The sequence below is a fragment of the Leifsonia sp. NPDC058230 genome (genome assembly GCF_042882245.1).
Classification (GTDB): domain Bacteria; phylum Actinomycetota; class Actinomycetes; order Actinomycetales; family Microbacteriaceae; genus Leifsonia.
The window spans coordinates 61597-82270 of the sequence record NZ_JBHVWM010000004.1 but is presented as its reverse complement, the minus strand read 5'-3'; the positions used below and the strand labels follow the sequence as shown (position 1 = coordinate 82270).

22 protein-coding genes are annotated in these 20674 nt (G+C 66.4%); 10 read left to right on the top strand and 12 right to left on the bottom strand.

Features of this window, described 5'->3' with window-relative positions; genetic code table 11:
• The first annotated feature begins 90 nt into the window (after nucleotides 1–90).
• From treS to ACFVV0_RS13385, 3 genes are all read left to right on the top strand, one after another.
• On the top strand, nucleotides 91–1800 hold the full coding sequence (treS, locus tag ACFVV0_RS13395; protein WP_387063800.1) for a maltose alpha-D-glucosyltransferase: 1710 nt from the start codon (nucleotides 91–93) through the stop codon (nucleotides 1798–1800).
• A gap of 37 nt (nucleotides 1801–1837) precedes the next feature.
• Complete coding sequence (locus ACFVV0_RS13390) at nucleotides 1838–2524, top strand: exonuclease domain-containing protein (protein ID WP_387063798.1); 687 nt, start codon at nucleotides 1838–1840, stop codon at nucleotides 2522–2524.
• Nucleotides 2525–2621: 97 nt separating this feature from the next.
• Nucleotides 2622–2969, top strand: coding sequence for a DUF4190 domain-containing protein (locus ACFVV0_RS13385; RefSeq protein ID WP_387063796.1), 348 nt, complete (start codon nucleotides 2622–2624; stop codon nucleotides 2967–2969).
• 73 nt (nucleotides 2970–3042) lie between these two features.
• Here ACFVV0_RS13385 and ACFVV0_RS13380 read toward each other — a convergent pair whose 3' ends face one another.
• The 3 genes from ACFVV0_RS13380 to glgA form a co-directional block, all read right to left on the bottom strand.
• The gene (locus ACFVV0_RS13380; protein WP_387063794.1) at nucleotides 3043–3294 is read right to left on the bottom strand and encodes a type B 50S ribosomal protein L31; all 252 of its coding nucleotides are present in this window, start codon (nucleotides 3292–3294) and stop codon (nucleotides 3043–3045) included.
• 121 nt (nucleotides 3295–3415) lie between these two features.
• Nucleotides 3416–4225 carry an ABC transporter ATP-binding protein gene (locus ACFVV0_RS13375; RefSeq protein ID WP_387063791.1) on the bottom strand — a complete coding sequence of 270 codons (810 nt, stop codon included), beginning with the start codon at nucleotides 4223–4225 and terminating at the stop codon, nucleotides 3416–3418.
• 22 nt (nucleotides 4226–4247) lie between these two features.
• Nucleotides 4248–5432, bottom strand: coding sequence for a glycogen synthase (gene glgA / locus ACFVV0_RS13370; protein ID WP_387063789.1), 1185 nt, complete (start codon nucleotides 5430–5432; stop codon nucleotides 4248–4250).
• Nucleotides 5433–5478: 46 nt separating this feature from the next.
• Between glgA and ACFVV0_RS13365 the strand changes: the two genes are divergently transcribed.
• The gene (locus tag ACFVV0_RS13365; RefSeq protein ID WP_387063786.1) at nucleotides 5479–6720 is read left to right on the top strand and encodes a glucose-1-phosphate adenylyltransferase; all 1242 of its coding nucleotides are present in this window, start codon (nucleotides 5479–5481) and stop codon (nucleotides 6718–6720) included.
• Entirely contained in the window at nucleotides 6717–7439 is a 723-nt protein-coding gene (serB, locus tag ACFVV0_RS13360; RefSeq protein ID WP_387063784.1) for a phosphoserine phosphatase SerB, read from the top strand. Before ACFVV0_RS13365 ends, serB begins: the two co-directional genes overlap by 4 nt.
• A gap of 15 nt (nucleotides 7440–7454) precedes the next feature.
• On the opposite strand, the gene fabG is transcribed toward serB, so the two are convergent.
• Nucleotides 7455–8165: a 3-oxoacyl-ACP reductase FabG gene (fabG, locus tag ACFVV0_RS13355; protein WP_387063782.1), complete on the bottom strand. Its 711-nt coding sequence runs from the start codon at nucleotides 8163–8165 to the stop codon at nucleotides 7455–7457.
• A 106-nt stretch (nucleotides 8166–8271) separates the two neighbouring features.
• On the opposite strand from fabG, the gene ACFVV0_RS13350 reads away from it, so the two are divergent.
• The 3 genes from ACFVV0_RS13350 to ACFVV0_RS13340 are packed head-to-tail and all read left to right on the top strand — an operon-like array spanning nucleotide 8272 to nucleotide 9706.
• Nucleotides 8272–8592: a DUF3099 domain-containing protein gene (locus ACFVV0_RS13350; RefSeq protein WP_387063781.1), complete on the top strand. Its 321-nt coding sequence runs from the start codon at nucleotides 8272–8274 to the stop codon at nucleotides 8590–8592.
• Nucleotides 8589–8858 (top strand): hypothetical protein, encoded by a 270-nt coding sequence (locus ACFVV0_RS13345; RefSeq protein ID WP_387063778.1) that lies wholly within the window; start codon nucleotides 8589–8591, stop codon nucleotides 8856–8858. Before ACFVV0_RS13350 ends, ACFVV0_RS13345 begins: the two co-directional genes overlap by 4 nt.
• Complete coding sequence (locus ACFVV0_RS13340; RefSeq protein WP_387063775.1) at nucleotides 8855–9706, top strand: SURF1 family protein; 852 nt, start codon at nucleotides 8855–8857, stop codon at nucleotides 9704–9706. The genes ACFVV0_RS13345 and ACFVV0_RS13340 overlap by 4 nt, the downstream gene beginning before the upstream one ends.
• 51 nt (nucleotides 9707–9757) lie before the next feature.
• Here the strand turns inward: ACFVV0_RS13340 and ACFVV0_RS13335 are convergent, their stop codons facing one another.
• From ACFVV0_RS13335 to sufB, 6 genes are all read right to left on the bottom strand, one after another.
• Nucleotides 9758–11356 carry an ABC-F family ATP-binding cassette domain-containing protein gene (locus tag ACFVV0_RS13335; protein WP_387065167.1) on the bottom strand — a complete coding sequence of 533 codons (1599 nt, stop codon included), beginning with the start codon at nucleotides 11354–11356 and terminating at the stop codon, nucleotides 9758–9760.
• A 142-nt stretch (nucleotides 11357–11498) separates the two neighbouring features.
• Nucleotides 11499–11828: a metal-sulfur cluster assembly factor gene (locus ACFVV0_RS13330; RefSeq protein ID WP_387063772.1), complete on the bottom strand. Its 330-nt coding sequence runs from the start codon at nucleotides 11826–11828 to the stop codon at nucleotides 11499–11501.
• Nucleotides 11829–11837: 9 nt separating this feature from the next.
• On the bottom strand, nucleotides 11838–12632 hold the full coding sequence (gene sufC / locus ACFVV0_RS13325; RefSeq protein ID WP_387063769.1) for a Fe-S cluster assembly ATPase SufC: 795 nt from the start codon (nucleotides 12630–12632) through the stop codon (nucleotides 11838–11840).
• A gap of 4 nt (nucleotides 12633–12636) precedes the next feature.
• The gene (locus ACFVV0_RS13320; protein WP_387063767.1) at nucleotides 12637–12963 is read right to left on the bottom strand and encodes a non-heme iron oxygenase ferredoxin subunit; all 327 of its coding nucleotides are present in this window, start codon (nucleotides 12961–12963) and stop codon (nucleotides 12637–12639) included.
• A complete protein-coding gene (gene sufD / locus ACFVV0_RS13315; RefSeq protein ID WP_387063764.1) occupies nucleotides 12963–14153 on the bottom strand; it encodes a Fe-S cluster assembly protein SufD in 1191 nt (396 codons plus the stop codon). Before sufD ends, ACFVV0_RS13320 begins: the two co-directional genes overlap by 1 nt.
• A complete protein-coding gene (sufB, locus tag ACFVV0_RS13310; protein WP_387063762.1) occupies nucleotides 14154–15572 on the bottom strand; it encodes a Fe-S cluster assembly protein SufB in 1419 nt (472 codons plus the stop codon).
• Between the two features lie 296 nt (nucleotides 15573–15868).
• Between sufB and ACFVV0_RS13305 the strand changes: the two genes are divergently transcribed.
• On the top strand, nucleotides 15869–16813 hold the full coding sequence (locus ACFVV0_RS13305) for a heme A synthase (RefSeq protein ID WP_387063759.1): 945 nt from the start codon (nucleotides 15869–15871) through the stop codon (nucleotides 16811–16813).
• Here ACFVV0_RS13305 and ACFVV0_RS13300 read toward each other — a convergent pair.
• Both ACFVV0_RS13300 and ACFVV0_RS13295 read right to left on the bottom strand, forming a co-directional pair.
• Nucleotides 16787–17332 (bottom strand): GNAT family N-acetyltransferase, encoded by a 546-nt coding sequence (locus ACFVV0_RS13300; protein WP_387063756.1) that lies wholly within the window; start codon nucleotides 17330–17332, stop codon nucleotides 16787–16789. The two genes, ACFVV0_RS13305 and ACFVV0_RS13300, sit on opposite strands and share 27 nt — an antisense overlap.
• A gap of 2 nt (nucleotides 17333–17334) precedes the next feature.
• On the bottom strand, nucleotides 17335–18255 hold the full coding sequence (locus ACFVV0_RS13295) for a heme o synthase (protein ID WP_387063753.1): 921 nt from the start codon (nucleotides 18253–18255) through the stop codon (nucleotides 17335–17337).
• A gap of 282 nt (nucleotides 18256–18537) precedes the next feature.
• On the opposite strand from ACFVV0_RS13295, the gene tkt reads away from it, so the two are divergent.
• The gene (gene tkt / locus ACFVV0_RS13290) at nucleotides 18538–20631 is read left to right on the top strand and encodes a transketolase (protein ID WP_387063750.1); all 2094 of its coding nucleotides are present in this window, start codon (nucleotides 18538–18540) and stop codon (nucleotides 20629–20631) included.
• Nucleotides 20632–20674: the final 43 nt, after the last annotated feature.

The following is a 20674-nucleotide window of genomic DNA, read 5'->3' as shown; positions in this document are numbered from 1 at the left end:
CTCCCAAGACTGGACAGGGCACCCTCGGCAAGACCTAGACTCGTGTGGTTGTAACCGCTTGCATCCGGCCGTCGTGCCAGAAGGAGAACCGTGAGTTTCACTGCGCCGATCACGCTCCCCGGGCTCACCCTCGACCCTCAGTGGTACCGCCGGTCGGTCTTCTACGAGGTGATGGTGCGCTCGTTCGTCGACAGCAACGGCGATGGATCCGGTGACATCCAGGGCCTCACGTCGAAACTCGACTACCTGCAGTGGCTCGGGATCGACGCGCTCTGGCTTCCGCCGTTCTTCCAGTCCCCGCTGCGCGACGGCGGCTACGACGTCTCCGACTTCCGTGCGATCCTGCCCGAGTTCGGCACGATCGACGAGTTCAAAGACCTGGTCACCAAGGCTCACGAGCGCAACATGCGCGTGATCATCGACCTGCCCATGAACCACACGTCCGACCAGCACGAGTGGTTCCACCAGTCGCGCACCGACCCTGAGGGTCCGTACGGCGATTTCTACGTGTGGAACGACGACGACACGAAGTGGCCGGACATCCGGATCATCTTCATCGACACCGAGGACTCGAACTGGGCGTTCGACGAGGCGCGCCGCCAGTTCTACTTCCACCGCTTCTTCTCGCACCAGCCCGACCTGAACTTCGAGAACCCGGCCGTGCACGAGGCGATGTTCGACGTCGTGCGCTACTGGCTCGATCTCGGCGTCGACGGTTTCCGACTCGACGCCATCCCCTACCTGTACGAGTCGGATGAGGGCAACGGCGAGGGCGAGCCGAAGACGCACGACTTCATCAAGAAGCTGCGCGAGATGGTCGACCGCGACTACCCCGGGCGCGTCATGATCGCCGAGGCCAATCAGTGGCCGCGTGAGGTCGCAGCGTTCTTCGGCACCGAGGACGAGCCCGAGTGCCACATGGCTTTCGACTTCCCCGTCATGCCGCGCATCTTCTACTCGCTCCGCTCCCAGCAGGCCGGCGAGCTCGTCCGCGTGCTCTCCGAGACCACGGACATCCCGGAAGGCTCCGGGTGGGGAGTATTCCTGCGCAACCATGACGAACTCACCCTCGAGATGGTGAGCGAGGAGTACCGGCAGGCGATGTACGGCTGGTACGCGTACGACCCACGGATGCGCGCCAACATCGGCATCCGCCGCCGCCTGGCACCCCTCCTCGACAACTCCCGCGCAGAACTCGAGCTCGCGCACGCCCTGCTCTTCTCGCTTCCCGGCAGCCCGTTCCTCTACTACGGCGACGAGATCGGGATGGGCGACAACATCTGGCTCCCCGACCGCGACAGCTCCCGCACCCCGATGCAGTGGACGCCCGACCGCAACGCGGGCTTCTCGACGGCCGACCCCGGCAAGCTCTTCCTCCCGGTCGTCCAGTCCCTTGTTTTCCACTACAACCAGGTGAACGTGGAGGCGCAGCTCGCACAGTCCCGTTCGCTCCTGCACTGGATCCGCAACGTGATCCACGTTCGCAAGGCGCATCCGGTGTTCGGCCTCGGCTCGATCCGGGTGCTCCAGACCAACCACGAGTCGGTGCTTGCTTTCGTGCGCTCGTACGAGGGAAGCGGCACGCACTTCGGCGACCAGCCCGAGGATGTGCTCTGCGTGTTCTCGTTCGCGCACAACCCCGTATCGGTCACCCTGGAGGCCCAGGAGTTCGCTGGAAGCACGCTGTACGACATGTTCGGCGGCGGGGAGTTCCCGACGGTCGCCGAAGACGGCCGGTTCACTCTGACCCTCGGCACCCAGAACTTCTACTGGCTCCACGTGGAGCCGCGCCGAGCCTGACGCACGCAGTGACGGTGGTGCCGAATACGCTTGGCGCATGAGCAATTGGCACGATGAACTGGGCGTCTTCGACCTGGAAACCACGGGGATCGATGTCGAGACGGCGAGAATCGTGTCAGCGCACGTCGGGCGGCTCGACGACAGCGGGCGCGTCGTCGAGAGACATGACTGGCTCGTGGATCCCGGAGTCGAGATCCCGGTCGAGGCCACGGCCGTCCACGGCATCACCACGGAGCACGCTCGCACCGTCGGCATGCCCGCGGCGGAGGCGGTCGGCGAGATCGTCGCGACCCTGCGCATCCTGTTCGGCCGCGGCACACCGGTCGTCGCATACAACGCTCCGTACGATTTCACGCTGCTCGACCGCGAGGCGCAGCGCTACGGCGTCGCGCCACTGGTCGCACCCGGCCCGATCATCGACCCGCTCGTGATCGACAAGGCGGTCGACAAGTACCGCAGCGGCAAGCGCACGCTCGCCCTCACCGCTCTCTTCTACGGTGTCGATCTCACCGACGCTCACGATGCGGGAGCCGACGCCATCGCGGCGGGCCGAGTCGCACAGGCGCTGGCACGGGTGCACGCCGAGGCCCTCGCCTTCCCGGCGATCGAGCTGCACCACCTGCAGATCTCGTGGTGCCGGGAGCAGGCGGAGGACTTTCAGGCGTACATGAGGCGCGAACACAATCCGGCGTTCACGACTTCGGGTCTCTGGCCGGTGCGCTGACCGACGAAGGCTCGACTGGTCAGGCGGCTACATTGCTGCTGCCTGTACCACATCTGGGGGTTCCCTCTGAGTCTGCTGAGGAGCTAATATCGGCGATATGAGTACTCCCGATCAGCCGCAGCAGCCCGACGTCCCTCAGCAGCCGCAGTACACCCAGCCGCCGGCGGCGCCCCAGTACGGCGAATCAGCCCAGTACGCGCCCGCCCAGCGGGGCTACAACACGCTGGCGATCGTCGGCTTCATCCTGTCCTTCTTCGTCAACGTCGTCGGCGTCATCCTCAGCTTCGTCGCCCTCTCCCAGATCAAGAGGACGGGCGAGCAGGGCCGGGGTCTGGCCATCGCGGGCATCATCATCGGTTTCGCCGAGATCGCCTTCGGTATCATCTTCACGATCATCTTCGTGGCGCTCCTCGGAGCAGCGTCGACTTACCAGATCAGCAACTAGTACCCAACGATCGAACACCGTAAACGCGAAGAAGGCCCCGCTCGATCGAGCGGGGCCTTCTTCGTGGCTGGGACTACTTGCCGAAGTTCTTGTAGCGCGAGTTGAACTTCTCGACGCGGCCGGCCGAGTCGAGGATGCGCTGCTTACCGGTGTAGAACGGGTGCGATTCGGACGAGATCTCGACGTCGATCACCGGGTAGGTGTTGCCGTCTTCCCACTCGATCGTCTTCTCGCTCGTCACCGTGGAGCGGGTAAGGAACGTCGCACCCGAGGCCAGGTCGCGGAAAACCACCGGGGCGTAGTCGGGGTGGATGTCAGTCTTCATCAGGACTTCCTTGTTGCGTAGTGTTGGTTGGTCATGCCCTTGGCGTTTGAGCCGGGGCGGGAAGCATGTCGGCACGGGGCATCACAGCTCACCGGGCCAGCTACCGAGTTTAGCAGATTGTTCAGTCTGAGGCGGCCTCGACGGTGGCCTGTCGCGCGCGGGCCGTGTACCGGCCTCGCTCCTCGCTCAGGTCGACGTCGATGCCGAACGTCTCGCTCAGGCGGTCGGACGTCACGACCTCGCCGATCTTGCCTTGCGCCGACACTGCGCCGTCTTTGAGCAGCAGCGCGTTGCCGAAGCCGAGCGGGATCTCCTCGACGTGGTGCGTGACCATCACGATGGCGGGCGAACGCGGGTCGCTGGCGTAGCCGCCGAGCAGCTGCAGGAGTTCTTCGCGCCCACCGAGGTCGAGGCTTGCGGCGGGCTCGTCGAGCAGAAGGATCTCGGGGTCGGTCATCACGGAACGGGCGATCTGCACCCGCTTCTGCTCCCCGTCGCTCAGGTTGCCGAACGTACGCTCCGAGAGGTGGTCGAGGTTCCATTCGTTGAGCACGCGGTGCGCCCGGCGTTCGTCGATCGCCTCGTACTCCTCGTTCCAGCGCCCGGTCACCGCGTATGCAGCCGTCATCACGACGTCGAGGACCGATTCGGTTCGCGGGATGCGGCGTGCCAGCGCGCTCGACGCGAAGCCGAGGCGCGGCTTGAGCTCCGCCAGATCGCTGTGCCCGAGCGACTCCCCCAGCACTGTGGCGTGACCCGAGGTCGGGTGCATGGCCGCGGCCGCGATCTGGAGCAGAGTGGTCTTTCCCGCGCCGTTCGGACCGAGGACGACCCATCGTTCATCCGGTTCGATCGTCCAGTTCACCGAGTCGAGAATCGTATTCCCATCACGGACCACGGACACATCTTCAAGGCTGAGAACGCTGGGCATGACCTCTAGCCTACCGGCGTCGTCAGCCCACCAGCGACCGGTAGATCTCCCGTGTCTGGTCCGCGATCGAGGTCCAGCTGAAGGCCGTCTCAGCGCGGAGCCGGCCCGCGCTGCCCATCAATGCGGCGCGCTCCGGATCGCTCACGACGCCGATCAGCGCGGCCGCGAGTTCTGCGACGAACGCATCCGGATGCGTCGGCGTACCCGTGCCGTCCGTCGCCTGCTCGATGGGCACGAGTCGTCCCGTGACGCCGTCCACGATGACCTCCGGGATTCCACCCGTCGCAGTTCCGACGACGGGCAGACCGCACGCCATGGCCTCGAGGTTGACGATCCCGAGCGGTTCGTAGATGGACGGGCAGACGAAGACGGTCGATGCGGTGAGGACGATCCGGAGGTCTTCCTGGGACAGCAGTCGATCGATCCACACCACTCCATCGCGCTCGGCCTGCAGCGCCTCGACGCCTCGAGTGACCTCGGCCAGGATCTCCGGCGTGTCCGGAGCGCCGGCGCACAGGACGACCTGCACCTCTTTCGGCAGGAGTCGAGCGGCCCGCAGGAGATACGGGAGGCCCTTCTGGCGCGTGATCCGCCCGACGAAGACGACAGCGGGACGGTCGGGATCGACGCCGAGCTCCCGTGCGCGCTCATCGTCCTCGAGCGGCTTCCAGCGGTCGAGGTCGATCCCGTTGTAGACGACGGTGACCTTGTCGGGGTCGAGCGTCGGGTACGCGGCGAGGATGTCGCGGCGCATCCCGTCGCTCACGGCGATCACCCGATCGGCGCCCTCGAACGCTGTCTGCTCGATCCAGCCCGACACGCGGTAGCCGCCGCCGAGCTGCTCGGCCTTCCACGGGCGCAACGGCTCGAGGCTGTGGGCGGTGACGACATGCGGGATGCCGTGGAGCAGCTTGGCGAGGTGCCCCGCGCCGTTCGCGTACCAGGTGTGCGAGTGCACGAGGTCGGCGCCGCCCGCATCCTGAGCCATCTGGAGGTCGACGCCGAGCGTCGTGATCGCTGCGTTGGCGCCCGCGAGCTCCGCGGGGATCCGGTATCCGAACGTGTCCGGTTCGTCGACGGGCTCCCCGAATGCCCGCACGACCACCTCGGTGTCGGTACGCAGAGCACGCACCAGCTCGGCCACGTGCACCCCGGCGCCGCCGTAGATGTTCGGCGGATACTCACGGGTCAAAAGATCAACGCGCATGTCGTGAACGCTAGTACACCACCCCTGTTGCCTCTACTGTGGTGGCATGGCAGGCAAGAAGATCTTCGGCATAGTACTCGCAGGTGGCGAAGGCAAACGCCTGATGCCCCTCACGGCCGACCGCGCGAAGCCCGCAGTCCCGTTCGGTGGACAGTACCGACTCATCGACTTCGCACTCTCCAACCTGATCAATTCGCAGCTGCGCCAGATCGTCGTGCTGACCCAGTACAAATCGCACAGCCTCGACCGCCACGTGTCGCAGACCTGGCGCCTCGACGGACTGCTCAACTCCTACATCGCCTCCGTTCCGGCCCAGCAGCGGCTCGGCAAGCGCTGGTTCAGCGGATCGGCCGATGCCATCCTGCAGAGCCTCAACCTGCTGCGCGATGAGAAGCCGGACATCGTCGTCGTGGTCGGCGCCGACCACGTCTATCGCATGGACTTCACGCAGATGATCGACGCCCACATCGCCTCCGGAGCTCCGGCGACCGTCGCGGCCATCCGTCAGCCCATCGGACTCGCCGACCAGTTCGGCGTCATCGAGGTGGATGCAGCACACCCCGACCGCATCGGCGCCTTCCGTGAGAAGCCGTCCGACCCGATCGGGCTGCCCGACTCCCCCGACGAGGTTCTCGCGTCGATGGGCAACTACGTGTTCGACGCCGACGCACTGATCGACGCGGTCATCCGCGACGGAGACCGTCCCGATTCGAACCACGACATGGGCGGAGACATCATCCCCGACTTCGTCACACGGGGCGAAGCCGGTGTCTACGACTTCAATCGCAACGACGTTCCCGGATCGACGGATCGCGACCGCTACTACTGGCGTGACGTCGGAACCATCGACTCGTTCTTCGAGGCCCACCAGGACCTGATCGCGCCGCTGCCGGTGTTCAACCTGTACAACCGCGAGTGGTCGATCTTCAGCCAGCAGCTCAACTCGCCGCCGGCCAAGATCGTGCGGGACGACCGCGGCAGCCTCGGCACGACCATCGACTCGATCGTCTCGCTCGGCTCCGTGATCTCCGGTGCCCACCTCGAGCGCAGCGTGCTCGGTCCGTGGGCCAAGGTCGACTCCGGCGCTAAGGTCGTCGACTCGGTCGTCTTCGAGCGTGCCGTCATCGAGCCGAACGCGTTCGTCGGACGAGCCATCCTCGACAAGGATGTGGTGGTCGCCGAGGGGGCGAGCATCGGTCTCGACCACGACCGCGACCGCGCACGAGGGTTCACCGTCACCGAGTCGGGACTCACGGTGGTCGGCAAGGGAGTGCACGTCGTTCCATGACCGGCCCTTCTCCGACTCAGGGTCCCACCCGGGCCCGCGCCGTTGACCACAGTTCCCCCGACTTTCCTCCCACGGGCAGGACGCCCCGCTTCCTCGTCGTGCTCGACGCCGACTCCACGCTCATCCAGGACGAGGTCATCGAGCTCCTCGCCGAGGAGGCCGGCGCACGCGCCGAAGTCACCGAGATCACCGAACGCGCGATGCGCGGAGAGCTCGACTTCGAGCAGAGCCTGCGTGAGCGCGTCAGGACGCTCGCCGGGCTGAGCGTCGATGTGTTCGCACGCGTCCGGGAGCGCATCCGGGTCACCGACGGCGTTCCCGAGCTCATCGCCGGCGTCCACGCCGCCGGAGGACGGGTCGGCGTCGTCTCCGGGGGCTTCCACGAGACGCTCGATCCCCTCGCGCGCACCCTCGGTCTCGACCATTGGCGCGCGAACCGCCTCGAGGTCGTCGACGGGGCACTCACCGGTGATCTGACCGGCGAGGTGGTCGACGCGGGCGCCAAGGCGGCGTCCCTCATCGGATGGGCGCAGGATGCGCACATCCCGCTCCCCCGCACGGTGGCGATCGGCGACGGCGCCAACGACCTGATGATGATGGCCGTTGCGGGCCTTGCGATCGCCTTCAACGCCAAGCCGCGCGTGCGCGCGGAGGCCGACGTCGTGGTCGACCGGCGCAACCTCGGCGACGTGCTCCCGCTGCTCGGCCTCCGCGGCTGAGCGGCGGACGGCCGCCTAGTGGCCCATGCCGAGGCCGCCGTCGACCGGGATGACCGCGCCCGAGATGTACCCGGCGTCGTCGCCGGCGACCCAGGCGACCACCTTGGCGACTTCCGAGGCCGTCGCGAAGCGTCCGGCGGGGATGTTCTTCTTGTACTCGGCCTGCTGCGTGTCGGGCAGGGCCGCGGTCATGTCGGTCTCGATGAATCCAGGGGCGACCACGTTGGCCGTGATCCCTCGCGCACCGAGTTCGCGCGTGATCGACCGCGCCATCCCGACGAGTCCGGCCTTCGACGCGGCATAGTTGACCTGCCCGGCCGAGCCGTAGAGGCCGACGACGCTCGAGATCAGCACGATGCGGCCGTAGCGGGCTTTGAGCATCCCCTTCGAGGCACGTTTCACGACCCGGAACGACCCGCCCAGGTTGGTGTCGACGACAGCGTCGAAGTCCTCGTCCGACATGCGCATGAGGAGCGTGTCGCGGGTGATCCCGGCATTGGCGACGACGACCTCCACGGCACCGAGCTTCTCCTCGATCTCCGCGAAGGCGGCGTCGATGGACGCCGTATCGGTCACGTCCGCACGTACCGTGAGAGAACCCTCAGGTCCTTCACCCGAGCGCGCAGTCACGGCGACCCGATGCCCCTGGGCGACGAACTCCTCCGCGATCGCAAAGCCGATTCCGCGGTTTCCGCCCGTGACCAGCACGGTTCGTGGGGTAGTCATCCGGTGTCCTCTCACACGTTCGGGCAGGGTGCCCGAAAACGATCGCATCCCAGTTTATGGGCACGGTCTCCGCCTGCCCGGGATGGACGTAGGCTGGGGGAAACCCATGAAGCATCCACAATCACAGTCGATCACGAATCTTCCGCTCTCGCCCGACGAAGAGCGCCGGCACCGGATGATCAAGTATTCGGTCGCCATGGGCATCCGCGTGCTCTGCATCATCTCGATTCTGTTCGTTCCGGGATGGTGGGTGATCATCCCGGCAATCGGTGCGGTGTTCCTTCCCTACTTCGCTGTCGTCATCGCGAACGTCTCCACCGACCCGCGCAAAGGCAATGTTCAGCGTCCAGGCAATATCCTGCCCTTGGCGCCTCCTCCCCCTCCGCCCTCGGAGCCGCGCGAACAGACGAAAGGCGACGACGAGTGATCGGGTTCGGTGAGCCGGAAGCTCTGACGTGTTCGCGAGCGGGCTGCAACGAGACCGCCGGCTGGCGGATCGAGTGGCGCAACCCGAAGATCCACACCGAGGACCGTGTCAAGGTGTGGTTGGCCTGCGACGACCACGTCGACTTTCTGCGGGAGTTCCTCGCTGCCCGCGACTTCCCGGTCGCCGTGCTTCCGATCGACGGCGCTGAGCCGGCCGGCGACTCCGATGCCATCGCTACGGCGACGGATGCGGGGAGCGCCAAATGAGCACCGGCTGGCGCTTCGCCTTCTCCCGCCGCTGGCTCGGCTATTTGGCCTTCGCGATCGTGTTCGCGATCGCCTGTGGCTGCCTCTCGGCCTGGCAGCTCGCGCGCAGCAAGGAGGCCGCTGCCGCGAACGCCGTGATCTCTGCGAACTTCTACTCGACCCCGGTCCCGCTCACCGCCGAGCTCCCGTCGCTCGGGTCGTTCGAGTCCGCTCAGGAGTGGACCCGCGTCACCGTCACCGGCACATACGAGCGCGACAAGGAGCTCCTCGTACGCAACCGCCCCTTCAACGGCGGGCCGGGCTTCGAGGTTCTGACTCCGCTGCGCACCGCATCCGGCGCCCTCTTCATCGTCGATCGCGGCTGGGTGCCGACCGGCAACTCGGATGACGCCCCCGACAGCGTGCCGGCCGCTCCAGCAGGCACCGTCACGGTGGTGGCCCGCCTGAAGCCGAGCGAGCCGGGCATTCCGGGACGCACGGCAACCGGGCGCCAGGTGGGCACCATCCAACTCTCCGTCGTCAAACAGCGTCTCGGCGGCAGCGATGTGTACACCGGCGCCTACGGCCTGCTCGACTCGCAGAAGCCTTCGCCGGCGACCGCGCCGACGCCGACCGTCACCGACCCGCCCACTCAGGACGAGGGACTGCACTGGTCGTACATGATCCAGTGGATCATCTTCGCCCTCATCGGCTTCTTCGGACTGGGCTACGCGCTCCTCACCGAGTACCGCAAGCGCAACGAAGACGACCCGGAGGAGAAGGCGCGGGCGGCTGAACGCCAGCGGAAGCGCGCTCTCCGCCGCACCGATGCGGACGTCGAAGACGACCTGCTCGACGCAGCGCGGTAGCCGGACCTCACGCCTGGGCGTTGGTCAGCGACGCTCGACCGGCTGCCCGCCTCAGGCCAGCGAGATGAGGTCCAGGTAGTCCTTGTTCCAGTGGTCCTCGACGCCGTCGGGCAGGATCAGCACCCGCTCCGGGTTGAGCGCCTCGACAGCGCCCTCGTCGTGGCTGACCAGGACGACGGCGCCTTCGTAGTGCGCCAGCGCGTCCAGGATCTCCTCGCGGCTGGCCGGGTCGAGGTTGTTCGTCGGCTCGTCGAGCAGGAGGACGTTCGCGCCCGAGACGACGATCATCGCGAGAGCGAGGCGCGTCTTCTCGCCACCGGAGAGCACACCGGCCGGCTTGTGTGAGTCGTCGCCGGTGAAGAGGAAGGATCCGAGTACGCGGCGCGCCTCGGTCTCGGTGAGGTTGGGCGAGGCCGACACCATGTTCTGCAGCACCGAGGCCTCGACGTCGATGGTCTCGTGCTCCTGCGCGTAATAGCCGATGCGGAGTCCGTGGCCGGGTTCGATCTGGCCCGTGTCGGGTTTGTCGACGCCGGCGAGCATCCTGAGCAACGTCGTCTTGCCTGCACCGTTGAGGCCGAGCACCACGACTTTCGAACCACGATCAATCGCCAGGTCGACCGCGGTGAAGATCTCGAGCGAGCCGTAGCTCTTCGACAGATCGCTCGCCTGGAGGGGCGTACGACCACAGGGCGCGGGCGTCGGGAAGCGCAGCTTGGCGACCCGGTCGACCGCGCGCACATCTTCGAGGCCGGAGAGCAAGCGCTCGGCCCGCGCGACCATCTGGTGGGCGGCGGCAGCCTTCGATGCCTTCGCACCGAACTTGGCCGCCTGCAATTGAAGCGCCCCCGCCTTCTTCTCGGCGTTGGCGCGTTCCTTCTTGCGGCGCTCCTCGTCGGCGGCGCGCTGACGCTGGTAGTTCTTCCAGCCCATGTTGTAGATGTCGATCTGCTGGCGGTTCGCATCCAGGTAGAAGACCCGGTTGACGGTCTCGCCGACCAGCTCGACATCGTGCGAGATCACAATGAATCCGCCGGCGTAGTTCTTGAGGAACTCGCGGAGCCAGACGACCGAGTCGGCGTCGAGGTGGTTCGTGGGCTCGTCGAGGATCATCGTCTGCGCATCAGAGAACAGGATGCGCGCCAGCTCGATGCGACGCCGCTGACCGCCCGAGAGCGTCTTGAGCGGCTGGTCGAGGATGCGGTCGGGCAGGTTGAGGTTGCTCGCGATCGACGCGGCCTCCGCCTCGGCCGAGTACCCGCCGAGCATATGGAAGCGCTCCTCCAGCCGGCCGTACTTCTTCATCGCGGCAGCCGAGACCGCCTCGTCGGTGCTCGCCATGTCGACGGTCGACTGCTGCATGCCGAGCACGATCGAACCGAGGCCACGAGCATCGAGGATGCGCGTCCGCGCGAGGTCTTCGAGGTTGCCGGAGCGGGGATCCTGCGGCAGGTAGCCGATCTCGTCACTGCGCTCGACCTTGCCGCCCGAGGCCTGGAGGTCACCGGCGAGCACTTTCGTCAGGGTCGTCTTGCCGGCGCCGTTGCGCCCGACCAGCCCGATCTTGTCCCCCGCGGCGACGCGGAAGCTCACATTCTCCATCAGGAGCCGAGCGCCGACTCTGAGCTCAAGGTCTTGCACGTTGAGCACAGTCGTCATCCAATTCGTTCGTGTGGGGGAAGGTCTCAGTATATTTGTTCGGCGCCGACCTCAGCACCAGCGACGAGGGGCCGCAACACGCGTGCGGCCTGGAGGCCAGGCGGCGTGTTGCGACCCCTCGTCGGGTTGCTTGTCAGATCGCGAAGCCGAGGGCGCGCATCATGTCGCGGCCGTCGTCGGTGATCCGTTCGGGGCCCCACGGCGGCATCCACACCCAGTTGATGCGGAACGCCTCCACGATGCCGTCGAGTGATTCGGCGGTCTGCTCCTCGAGCACGTCGGTGAGGGGGCAGCCGGCCGAGGTGAGCGTCATCGAGATGATGAGCGCATTGTTCTCCTCGTCCCAGGCCAGATCGTAGATCAGTCCGAGGTCGACGACGTTGATCCCGAGCTCGGGATCCATCACGTTCTTGAGCGCCTCTTCGACCTGGTCGAAGAGCGCCGGCGCTAGTGTCGCTGGCATGGTCTCAGCCTACGCCTCGGTGAGCTCGGCGGCGTCGGCCTTGGCCGGCTCCGGAGCATCCACGAAGCGGTCGTAGCCTTCTTCTTCCAGCCGCTCGGCGAGCTCCGGTCCACCCTGCTCGGCCACGCGTCCGGCGACGAACACATGCACGAAGTCGGGCTTGATGTAGCGCAGGATGCGCGTGTAGTGCGTGATCAGCAGGATGCCGAGACCGGTGTTCGCCTCAGCCCGGTTCACGCCCTCCGAGACGACCTTGAGAGCATCGACGTCGAGGCCGGAGTCGGTCTCGTCGAGCACGGCGAACTTCGGCTTGAGAAGCTCCAGCTGCAGGATCTCGTTGCGCTTCTTCTCTCCACCGGAGAAGCCCTCGTTGACGTTGCGCTCGGCGAAGGACTTGTCCATGCGGAGCTTGTCCATCGACTCGCGCACATCCTTCACCCAGCTGCGGATCGAGGGCGCCTCGCCGTCGATCGCGGTCTTCGCGGTGCGGAGGAAATTGGTGTTGGTGACGCCGGGGATCTCGACCGGGTACTGCATGGCGAGGAACAGCCCGGCGCGGGCGCGCTCATCGACGGTCATCGCGAGCACGTCCGCACCGTCGAGCGTGATGCTGCCCTGGGTGACCTTGTACTTCGGGTGCCCGGCGATCGTGTACGCCAGGGTCGATTTGCCCGAGCCGTTCGGCCCCATGATCGCGTGGATCTCGCCCTCGCGGATGGTCAGGTCGACGCCGTTGAGGATGGGCTTGACGCCCTGTTCCGTCTCGACGGTGACGTGCAGGTCGCGGATCTCAAGAACTGACATGGATCTAAATCTCTTTCGTTGCGTTCGGGTCGATGTAGACGTCTCCGTCGATCACATCGACCTGGAAGACGGGAACCGGCTCGTACGCCGGAAGGTTGAGTGGCTTGCCGGTGACCAGGGAGAACTGGGAACCGTGCGCCCAGCACTCGAGCGTCTCGCCCTCGACGAACCCCTCGGACAGCGAGATCTCGCCATGCGTGCAGGTGTCGCCGATCGCGTGGACGGCTCCGGACGAGTCCTTGACGACGGCGATGGGGGTGCCGTCGACGACGACGCGAATCGCCTGGTCGGTCACGAGTTCGTCCATCGACGCGACTTTCGTCGCCGCCATCAGCTCGTCACCGCGACGGCTTCGAGCTCCGCCTCGATGGCGGCCTGCAGCCGCTCCTGCAGTTCGGGCGAGCCGATCTGCTGGACGATCTCGGAGAGGAAGCCGCGCACGACCAGTCGCCGGGCCTCGTCCTCGGTGATCCCGCGGGACTGGAGGTAGAAGAGCTGCTCGTCGTCGAACCGCCCGGTGGCGCTCGCGTGACCGGCGCCGACGATGTCCCCGGTCTCGATCTCGAGGTTGGGCACGGAGTCGGCGCGTGCACCGTCGGTGAGCACGAGGTTGCGGTTCTGCTCGTACGTGTCGGTGCCGACGGCCTTCGGGCCGATCAGGACGTCGCCGATCCAGACGGTGCGTGCCCCCGCACCTTGCAGTGCACCCTTGTATGTCACTCGGCTGCGGGTGCTGGCCGCGTCGTGGAACACGTAGACCTGCTGTTCGAGATGCTGGCCCGCATCCGCGAAGTACGCGCCGAACAGCTCGGCCTCGCCGCCCGTGCCGGCCAGGTGCGCGGCCGGATTGAGGCGTACCACTCCGCCGCCGAGGGTCACGACGATGTGCTTGAGGCGGGCATCGCGGCCGATCTCGGCGAAGTGGGTGGCGACGTGCAGAGCGTCGTCGTCCCATTCCTGCACGGAGACGATCGTGAGCTGCGAGCCCTCGCCGAGCACCAGCTCGACGTTCTCGGTCAAGCGCGCCTGGCCCGAGTTCTGCAGAATGAGCGTCGCCCGGCTGAACGGCGCGGTCTCGACCACGGTGTGCGCAGCGCGCGGGCCGTCGCCGAGCGAGGTCCGCGTGAGCGTCACCTCTTTGGCTTCTTCGCCCGTGACCGAGACGACGAGAGCCTGCTCGAAGGACGTCCAGGCGTTGGCGGAGGCACGCTCTTCCGGCTTTCCGGCCGAGCCGATGCGGGTGTCGTCGCGACCGACCCACTCCGCGGTCACACCGGATGCGGTGGTCAGGTCGTACGCGTAGGGCGAGCCGTCGAGCTCCCCCGAGATCAACTCGGCGAGGCGTGCGACCGGGGTGTACTTCCAACCGGGCTCACGGCCGGTGACGGCGGGGAAGTCGGCCACCTCTGTCGAGTGGAACCGGTCGGAGCGCGTCTGAACGGGCACCGCGCTGCGCATGTGCTTCGGCGCGGCGTCGGGTTCGGGGCTGATGGTCTTCGTCGGAGTGCTGGCGGAGGTCATTTAGCCGACGGATCCTTCCATGCCCATCTCGATGAGCTTGTTGAGTTCGAGTGCGTACTCCATGGGGAGCTCGCGGGCGATCGGCTCGATGAAGCCGCGCACGATCATGGCCATGGCCTCGTCTTCGGGAAGTCCGCGGGACATGAGGTAGAAGAGCTGCTCCTCGCTCACGCGCGACACGGTCGCCTCGTGGCCGAGTTGCACGTCGTCGACACGGATGTCGATGGCCGGGTAGGTGTCGGAACGTGAGATCGAGTCGACGAGGAGTGCGTCGCAGCGCACGGTGTTCGCAGCGTGGTGCGCATTCGCATCCACTCGCACTTCACCGCGGTAGCCGGCTCGGCCGCCGCCGCGGGCGATCGACTTCGACACGATCGACGACTGCGTGTACGGCGCCATGTGGATCATCTTGGCGCCGGCGTCCTGGTGCTGGCCCGGGCCTGCAAAGGCCACGGAGAGGGTCTCGCCCTTGGCGCGCTCCCCCATCAGATAGATCGACGGGTACTTCATCGTCACCTTGGAGCCGATGTTGCCGTCGATCCACTCCATCGTCGCGCCCTCGGCGGCGGTGGCCCGCTTGGTCACGAGGTTGTAGACGTTGTTCGACCAGTTCTGGATCGTCGTGTAGCGAACGCGCGCGTTCTTCTTCACGATGATCTCGACGACGGCCGAGTGCAGGGAGTCGGACTTGTAGATCGGAGCCGTGCAGCCCTCGATGTAGTGCACGTAGCTGCCCTCGTCGGCGATGATCAGCGTGCGCTCGAACTGGCCCATGTTCTCGGTGTTGATGCGGAAGTAGGCCTGCAGCGGGATGTCGACGTGCACGCCGGGCGGCACGTAGACGAACGATCCGCCCGACCAGACGGCCGTGTTGAGCGCGGCGAACTTGTTGTCGCCGCTCGGGATGACCGTGCCGAAATACTCCTCGAAGAATTCGGGGTGCTCGCGCAGCGCCGTGTCGGTGTCCATGAAGATCACGCCCTGAGCCTCGAGCTCTTCGTTGATCTGGTGGTACACGACCTCGGACTCGTACTGAGCGGCGACGCCGGCGACGAGTCGCTGGCGCTCGGCCTCGGGGATGCCGAGCTTCTCGTAGGTGTTCTTGATGTCCTCGGGCAGGTCTTCCCAGCTCTGGGCCTGCTTCTCCGTGGACCGGACGAAGTACTTGATGTTGTCGAAGTCGATCTCCGAGAGGTCGGCTCCCCAGGTCGGCATCGGCTTGCGTTCGAACAGCTGCAGAGCCTTGAGCCGGCGCTCGTGCATCCAGGCGGGTTCGCTCTTCAGGTTGGAGATGTCTGTCACCACCTGGGGGGAGATTCCGCGGCGGGCCGAAGCGCCGGCAGCGTCGGAATCCGCCCAACCGAACTCATACTGCCCCAGGCTGTTGAGTTCGGGGCGGTCGATCAGGATGTCTGACATATTCAACCTCGTTTCCTCCCACGTATAACCGGCTATCATTCCGGCTCATTCCCCGCTCCGTTCGACAGGCGTCGGCGGATACGGTTCACGATTGTGCGGGTGGCTGGTGTGCGTACCTAAACTGTTCGAGGACACGGGCGACGCTGCCCCGGCTGCAAGGCGAGAAGGCTTTGCTGGCACGCGCAGGCGCGCGTTTCTCGAACCCACCAATTCTACAGGTGATGAGCGGTAATAGTAGAGGCGCGCCTGCACGTTGGCCGAGTATCCGATCCACAAGCGAGGAAGAGCATCCCAGAATGAAGCGCATTGCCGAGTGGCTGCCCGACCGCGTCGACACCAGACTGAAGGTCATCGCGTGGGTCTATCTGGTCGCGCAGGTCGTCCTCGTCGGCACCGGCGGCCTCGTTCGGCTGACCAGCAGCGGACTCGGCTGTCCCACCTGGCCCAAGTGCACGGCCGATTCGTTCGTCAACACGCCCGAGATGGGCATCCACGGGTTCATCGAATTCGGCAATCGAGTGCTCGGCGTGCTCATCGGCATCATCGCCATCGTCGCGTTCGTCGCCATCCTGCGCCTGCGCAAAGAGCGTCCCGACTTCTTCTGGCTGACCCTCCTGGCCGGTCTGGGCATCCCGATGCAGGCCGTGATCGGCGGCCTCAGCGTGCTCACGAACCTCAACCCGTACGTCGTGGGCCTGCACTTCGTCGTCTCGATCGTGCTGGTGTCGCTCTGCACGGCCTTCGTGGTCCGCGTCTACGCGGTTCCCGGCCCCCGGATGCGCGCCGTTCCGAAGTGGTTCGCCATCGTCACGCACATCACCAGCTTCGTGGTCGCCATCACCATCCTGGTCGGCATCGCCACCACGGGCTCCGGACCGCACGCCGGCGACGCGAACGCCCCGCGCAACGGACTCGACCCCGAGATCCTCCAGCACGTGCACGCGATCCCCGCATACGTGACCTTCGCGCTCACGCTGGTCCTGGTGGTGGGGTCGTTCCGCATCCGTACGACACCTGTCCACCGCTACACGATGTACCTGCTCGCGGTCGAGGTGCTGCAGATCGCCGTCGGGCTCATCCAGGCGAACACCGGTCTGCCCAGCGTGCTCGTCGGCATCCACCTGGTGCTCGCCGCCGTTCTCGCGGCAGCGATGACCGCGGTGGTCCTCTCGCTCAAGGCCCCGGTCGCCGTGGCTCCGGATGCGGCAGCCGCGTCACAGGCGGCCGGCGCGGTCCGCTGACTTCAGCACGCCGACGATGGCCGACCGGGTTTCGCCGCGGAAGTCGACGACGTGAACGGAGGCCGGCTCGAACACGAACCCGACGGACTCGGCCAGCCGCCTGCTCGTCGCGTTGCCCTCCAGCGTCTCCCAGCACAGGCGCGTGAAGCCGAGCCCGGCGGGATCGACGGCGTGCTCGACGACCCGGTCCAGGGCCTCGCGCATGTAGCCGTGACCACGGCCCACCGCGGCCAGCCAGCATCCCACCGACGCTGACCCGGCGCTTTCGTCTCTGCGCACCTCGACGACGCCGATGAGCGGTTCGTCGTCGATCCGGATCGCCCAGACCGTGTAGCTGCCGCTCGCCGCGCCGTGGCTCACGTAACTGCGCACAAAGAACTCGGCGCTCTCACGGGTATACGGATCGGGCAGGGGAACCCAGCGCAGGATCTCCGGATCCTGACAGGCATGGAACACCGCATCGATGTCCGACTCGCGCGGCGCGTCCAGAACGAGCCGGACGGTGCGGAGGGTCGTCATCGTCAGAACGGTAGCAGCGGATCGATCGCGACGGCCACGAAGATCAGGGTCAGGTACGCGATCGAGCCATGGAACACGCGCATCGGGGAGACATTCTCGTGACGGATCGCGAGGTTGTACAGGCGGTGGGACTCGAAGAGGAACCAACCCCCTGCGACGAGCGAGATCGCCGTGTAGAAGAGGCCCATGTGCGCGACCGGGATGAGCAGCAGCGAGCAGGCGACCATCGCCCACGCGTAGAGGATCACCTGCAGCCCGACGGCCGCACGACCGCGGACCACGGCGAGCATCGGCACGCCGGCCTCCTTGTAGTCGTCGCGGTACTTCATCGAGAGCGGCCAGTAGTGCGGCGGAGTCCAGAGGAAGATGACGCCGAAGAGGATGAACGGGGCCCAGTCGAGCGAGCCTGTCACGGCTGCCCAGCCGATCAGCACAGGCATGCATCCGGCGACGCCGCCCCAGACGATGTTCTGCGGGGTGCGTCGCTTGAGGATCAGCGTGTAGAAGACCACATAGAGCAGGATGGCCACGAGCGAGAGCCCCGCTGCGACCCAATTGGCGAAGAAGCCGAGCACGAGGATGGAAGCGATGCCGAGTGCCCAGGCGAAGACCAGTGCCTCGCGGTCGCTGAGCTCCCCGGTGACCAGCGGACGCTTGCTCGTGCGCTTCATGACCCGATCGATGTCGCGATCGATGTAGCAGTTGAACGCCCCTGCCGACCCGGCACTCATGTAGCCGCCGACCACCGTGGCGAGAACGAGCCAGAGATTCGGGATGCCGTCGGCGGCCAGGATCATCGTCGGAACGGTCGTGACGAGGAGCAGTTCGACGACACGGGGTTTGGTCAGCGAGAAGTACGCCTTCAGCTTGCGACGAAAGCCGATGCGGCTCGATTCGACACGGCTTTCTACAGCGACGTCCATTGCTCCTCTAACGACTCGACGATCCCCCGACGAGTCTACGATACCGCCCCCGAGTACCCGCCTCCGCGGTTATCCGCAAGCGGTACAGGGGAACACCCCACGTTTCGCGCGTGTTACCTATACTTGGAGATGCTCGCCAGCCAAAGCCGCCCCTAATCGCCGTCCGTTTGTAGGACGTGCACGGACGCGGCCGCGGTGCCGATGACGTCCACGGCGCGCACTACCTCAACCGGTGCGGGACACAAACGGCCCTCACCATCTCTACGAAGGGTCAGTTTTCACGTGGCAGCTCTGCAATGGGATCCCATTGACAACAAGGCAGTAGACACCGCTCGCGTTCTCGCGGCGGACGCGGTCGAGAAGGTGGGCAACGGGCATCCCGGCACCGCCATGAGCCTCGCCCCGCTCGCCTACCTGCTGTTCCAGAAGGTGATGCGCCGCGATCCCCGTGATCAGCACTGGCTCGGACGCGACCGCTTCATCCTCTCGGCGGGCCACAGCTCGCTGACCCAGTACATCCAGCTCTACTTCGGCGGCTACGGGCTCGAGCTCGATGACCTCGAGGCGCTGCGCACGTGGGGCTCCCTGACTCCCGGCCACCCCGAGTACGGCCACACCGACGGCGTGGAGATCACCACCGGCCCGCTCGGCCAGGGCATCTCGTCGTCGGTCGGTTTCGCCTATGCGAGCCGCTTCGAGCGCGGGCTGTTCGACCCGGATGCTGAACCCGGCACCAGCCCGTTCGACCACTTCGTCTACGTGATCGCCGGCGACGGCGACCTTCAGGAGGGCGTCAGCTCGGAGGCGTCGTCGCTCGCCGGTCACCAGCAGCTCGGCAACTTGATCGCGTTCTACGACAGCAACCAGATCTCGATCGAAGACGACACCAACATCGCCTTCACCGAAGACGTCAAGCAGCGCTACGAGGCGTACCACTGGCACGTGCAGGTCGTCGACTGGAAGAAGACCGGCGTCTATCAGGAGGACGTGCAGCAGTTGCACGACGCCATCCTCGCCGCGCAGGAGGTCACCGACAAGCCGTCGCTGATCATCCTCAAGACCATCATCGGCTGGCCGTCGCCCAAGAAGCAGAACACCGGCAAGATCCACGGATCTGCCCTCGGCGCCGACGAACTCCGCGCCGTCAAGGAGGTGCTCGGCTTCGACCCCGAGAAGACGTTCGACGTCGACCCGGCTGTCATCGAGCACACCCGCAAGGCCGTCGAGCGCGGTGCCGAGCAGCACGCCGAGTGGCAGAAGGGCTTCGACCAGTGGGCCGCCGCCAACCCCGAGCGCAAGCAACTCCTCGATCGACTGCTCACGGGCAAGCTCCCCGAGGGTGTCGAAGCGGCGCTTCCTGTCTTCGAGGCCGGTAAGGACGTCTCCACCCGCGCCGCCAGCGGCAAGGTGCTGAACGCGCTCGGCCCGGTCATCCCCGAGCTGTGGGGCGGTTCGGCCGACCTCGCTGAGTCGAACAACACGACGATCGAGGGCGCCGCATCATTCGTGCCCGTCGAGCACTCGACCCACGAGTGGACGGGCAACCCGTACGGACGCGTGCTGCACTTCGGCATCCGCGAGCACGCGATGGCCGCCATCCTCAACGGCATCGTGCTGCACGGCCCGACCCGTCCGTTCGGCGGTACGTTCCTCATCTTCAGCGACTACATGCGCCCCGCCGTTCGCCTGGCCGCACTGATGAAGGTGCCGTCGATCTTCGTCTGGACACACGACTCCGTCGCGCTCGGCGAAGACGGCCCGACGCACCAGCCGATCGAGCAGCTGTCGACCCTGCGCGCCGTGCCGAACCTCGAGGTCGTTCGCCCCGGCGACGCCAACGAGGTCGCCTACGCCTGGAAGACGATTCTCGAGCGCCGCGAAGGCCCCGCCGGCATCGCGCTCACGCGTCAGAACATCCCGGTCTTCGAGCGAGGCGACGGTGACGCCACCGGCGACACGTTCGCCTCGGCGAAGAACGTCGCGAAGGGCGCGTACGTGCTGGCGGAGGCGCCGAACGGCACCCCCGATGTCCTGCTGATCGCGACCGGATCCGAGGTGCAGATCGCCGTCGACGCCCGCGAGGTCCTGAGGGGCGAAGGCATCAACGCCCGCGTCATCTCGGCACCGAGCCTCGAGTGGTTCGAGGAGCAGAGCGACGAGTACAAGGAGTCGGTGCTCCCCGCATCCGTCAGGGCCCGCGTCTCCATCGAGGCCGGTCTCGACCTCACCTGGCGCAAGTACGTGGGCGACCACGGCCGCAGCGTGTCGATCGAGCACTTCGGTGCATCGGCGGACTACAAGACGCTGTTCCGCGAGTTCGGCATGACCACCGAGCACGCCGTCGCCGCCGTCAAGGAATCGCTCGCATCGCTCTGAGCGCAGCGAGCCACCGCGAACACAGACTTTCAGCAAGGAGAAA

Excerpts from the sequence above, each read along its gene's own strand:
- ACFVV0_RS13390 (WP_387063798.1), top strand. The coding sequence starts at position 1,838 with ATGAGCAATTGGCACGATGAACTGGGCGTCTTCGACCTGGAAACCACG.
- ACFVV0_RS13385 (WP_387063796.1), top strand. The coding sequence starts at position 2,622 with ATGAGTACTCCCGATCAGCCGCAGCAGCCCGACGTCCCTCAGCAGCCG.
- ACFVV0_RS13380 (WP_387063794.1), bottom strand. The coding sequence starts at position 3,294 with ATGAAGACTGACATCCACCCCGACTACGCCCCGGTGGTTTTCCGCGAC.
- ACFVV0_RS13375 (WP_387063791.1), bottom strand. The coding sequence starts at position 4,225 with ATGCCCAGCGTTCTCAGCCTTGAAGATGTGTCCGTGGTCCGTGATGGG.
- glgA (WP_387063789.1), bottom strand. The coding sequence starts at position 5,432 with ATGCGCGTTGATCTTTTGACCCGTGAGTATCCGCCGAACATCTACGGC.
- ACFVV0_RS13365 (WP_387063786.1), top strand. The coding sequence starts at position 5,479 with ATGGCAGGCAAGAAGATCTTCGGCATAGTACTCGCAGGTGGCGAAGGC.
- serB (WP_387063784.1), top strand. The coding sequence starts at position 6,717 with ATGACCGGCCCTTCTCCGACTCAGGGTCCCACCCGGGCCCGCGCCGTT.
- fabG (WP_387063782.1), bottom strand. The coding sequence starts at position 8,165 with ATGACTACCCCACGAACCGTGCTGGTCACGGGCGGAAACCGCGGAATC.
- ACFVV0_RS13350 (WP_387063781.1), top strand. The coding sequence starts at position 8,272 with ATGAAGCATCCACAATCACAGTCGATCACGAATCTTCCGCTCTCGCCC.
- ACFVV0_RS13340 (WP_387063775.1), top strand. The coding sequence starts at position 8,855 with ATGAGCACCGGCTGGCGCTTCGCCTTCTCCCGCCGCTGGCTCGGCTAT.
- ACFVV0_RS13330 (WP_387063772.1), bottom strand. The coding sequence starts at position 11,828 with ATGCCAGCGACACTAGCGCCGGCGCTCTTCGACCAGGTCGAAGAGGCG.
- sufC (WP_387063769.1), bottom strand. The coding sequence starts at position 12,632 with ATGTCAGTTCTTGAGATCCGCGACCTGCACGTCACCGTCGAGACGGAA.
- ACFVV0_RS13320 (WP_387063767.1), bottom strand. The coding sequence starts at position 12,963 with ATGGCGGCGACGAAAGTCGCGTCGATGGACGAACTCGTGACCGACCAG.
- sufD (WP_387063764.1), bottom strand. The coding sequence starts at position 14,153 with ATGACCTCCGCCAGCACTCCGACGAAGACCATCAGCCCCGAACCCGAC.
- sufB (WP_387063762.1), bottom strand. The coding sequence starts at position 15,572 with ATGTCAGACATCCTGATCGACCGCCCCGAACTCAACAGCCTGGGGCAG.
- ACFVV0_RS13305 (WP_387063759.1), top strand. The coding sequence starts at position 15,869 with ATGAAGCGCATTGCCGAGTGGCTGCCCGACCGCGTCGACACCAGACTG.
- ACFVV0_RS13300 (WP_387063756.1), bottom strand. The coding sequence starts at position 17,332 with ATGACGACCCTCCGCACCGTCCGGCTCGTTCTGGACGCGCCGCGCGAG.
- ACFVV0_RS13295 (WP_387063753.1), bottom strand. The coding sequence starts at position 18,255 with ATGGACGTCGCTGTAGAAAGCCGTGTCGAATCGAGCCGCATCGGCTTT.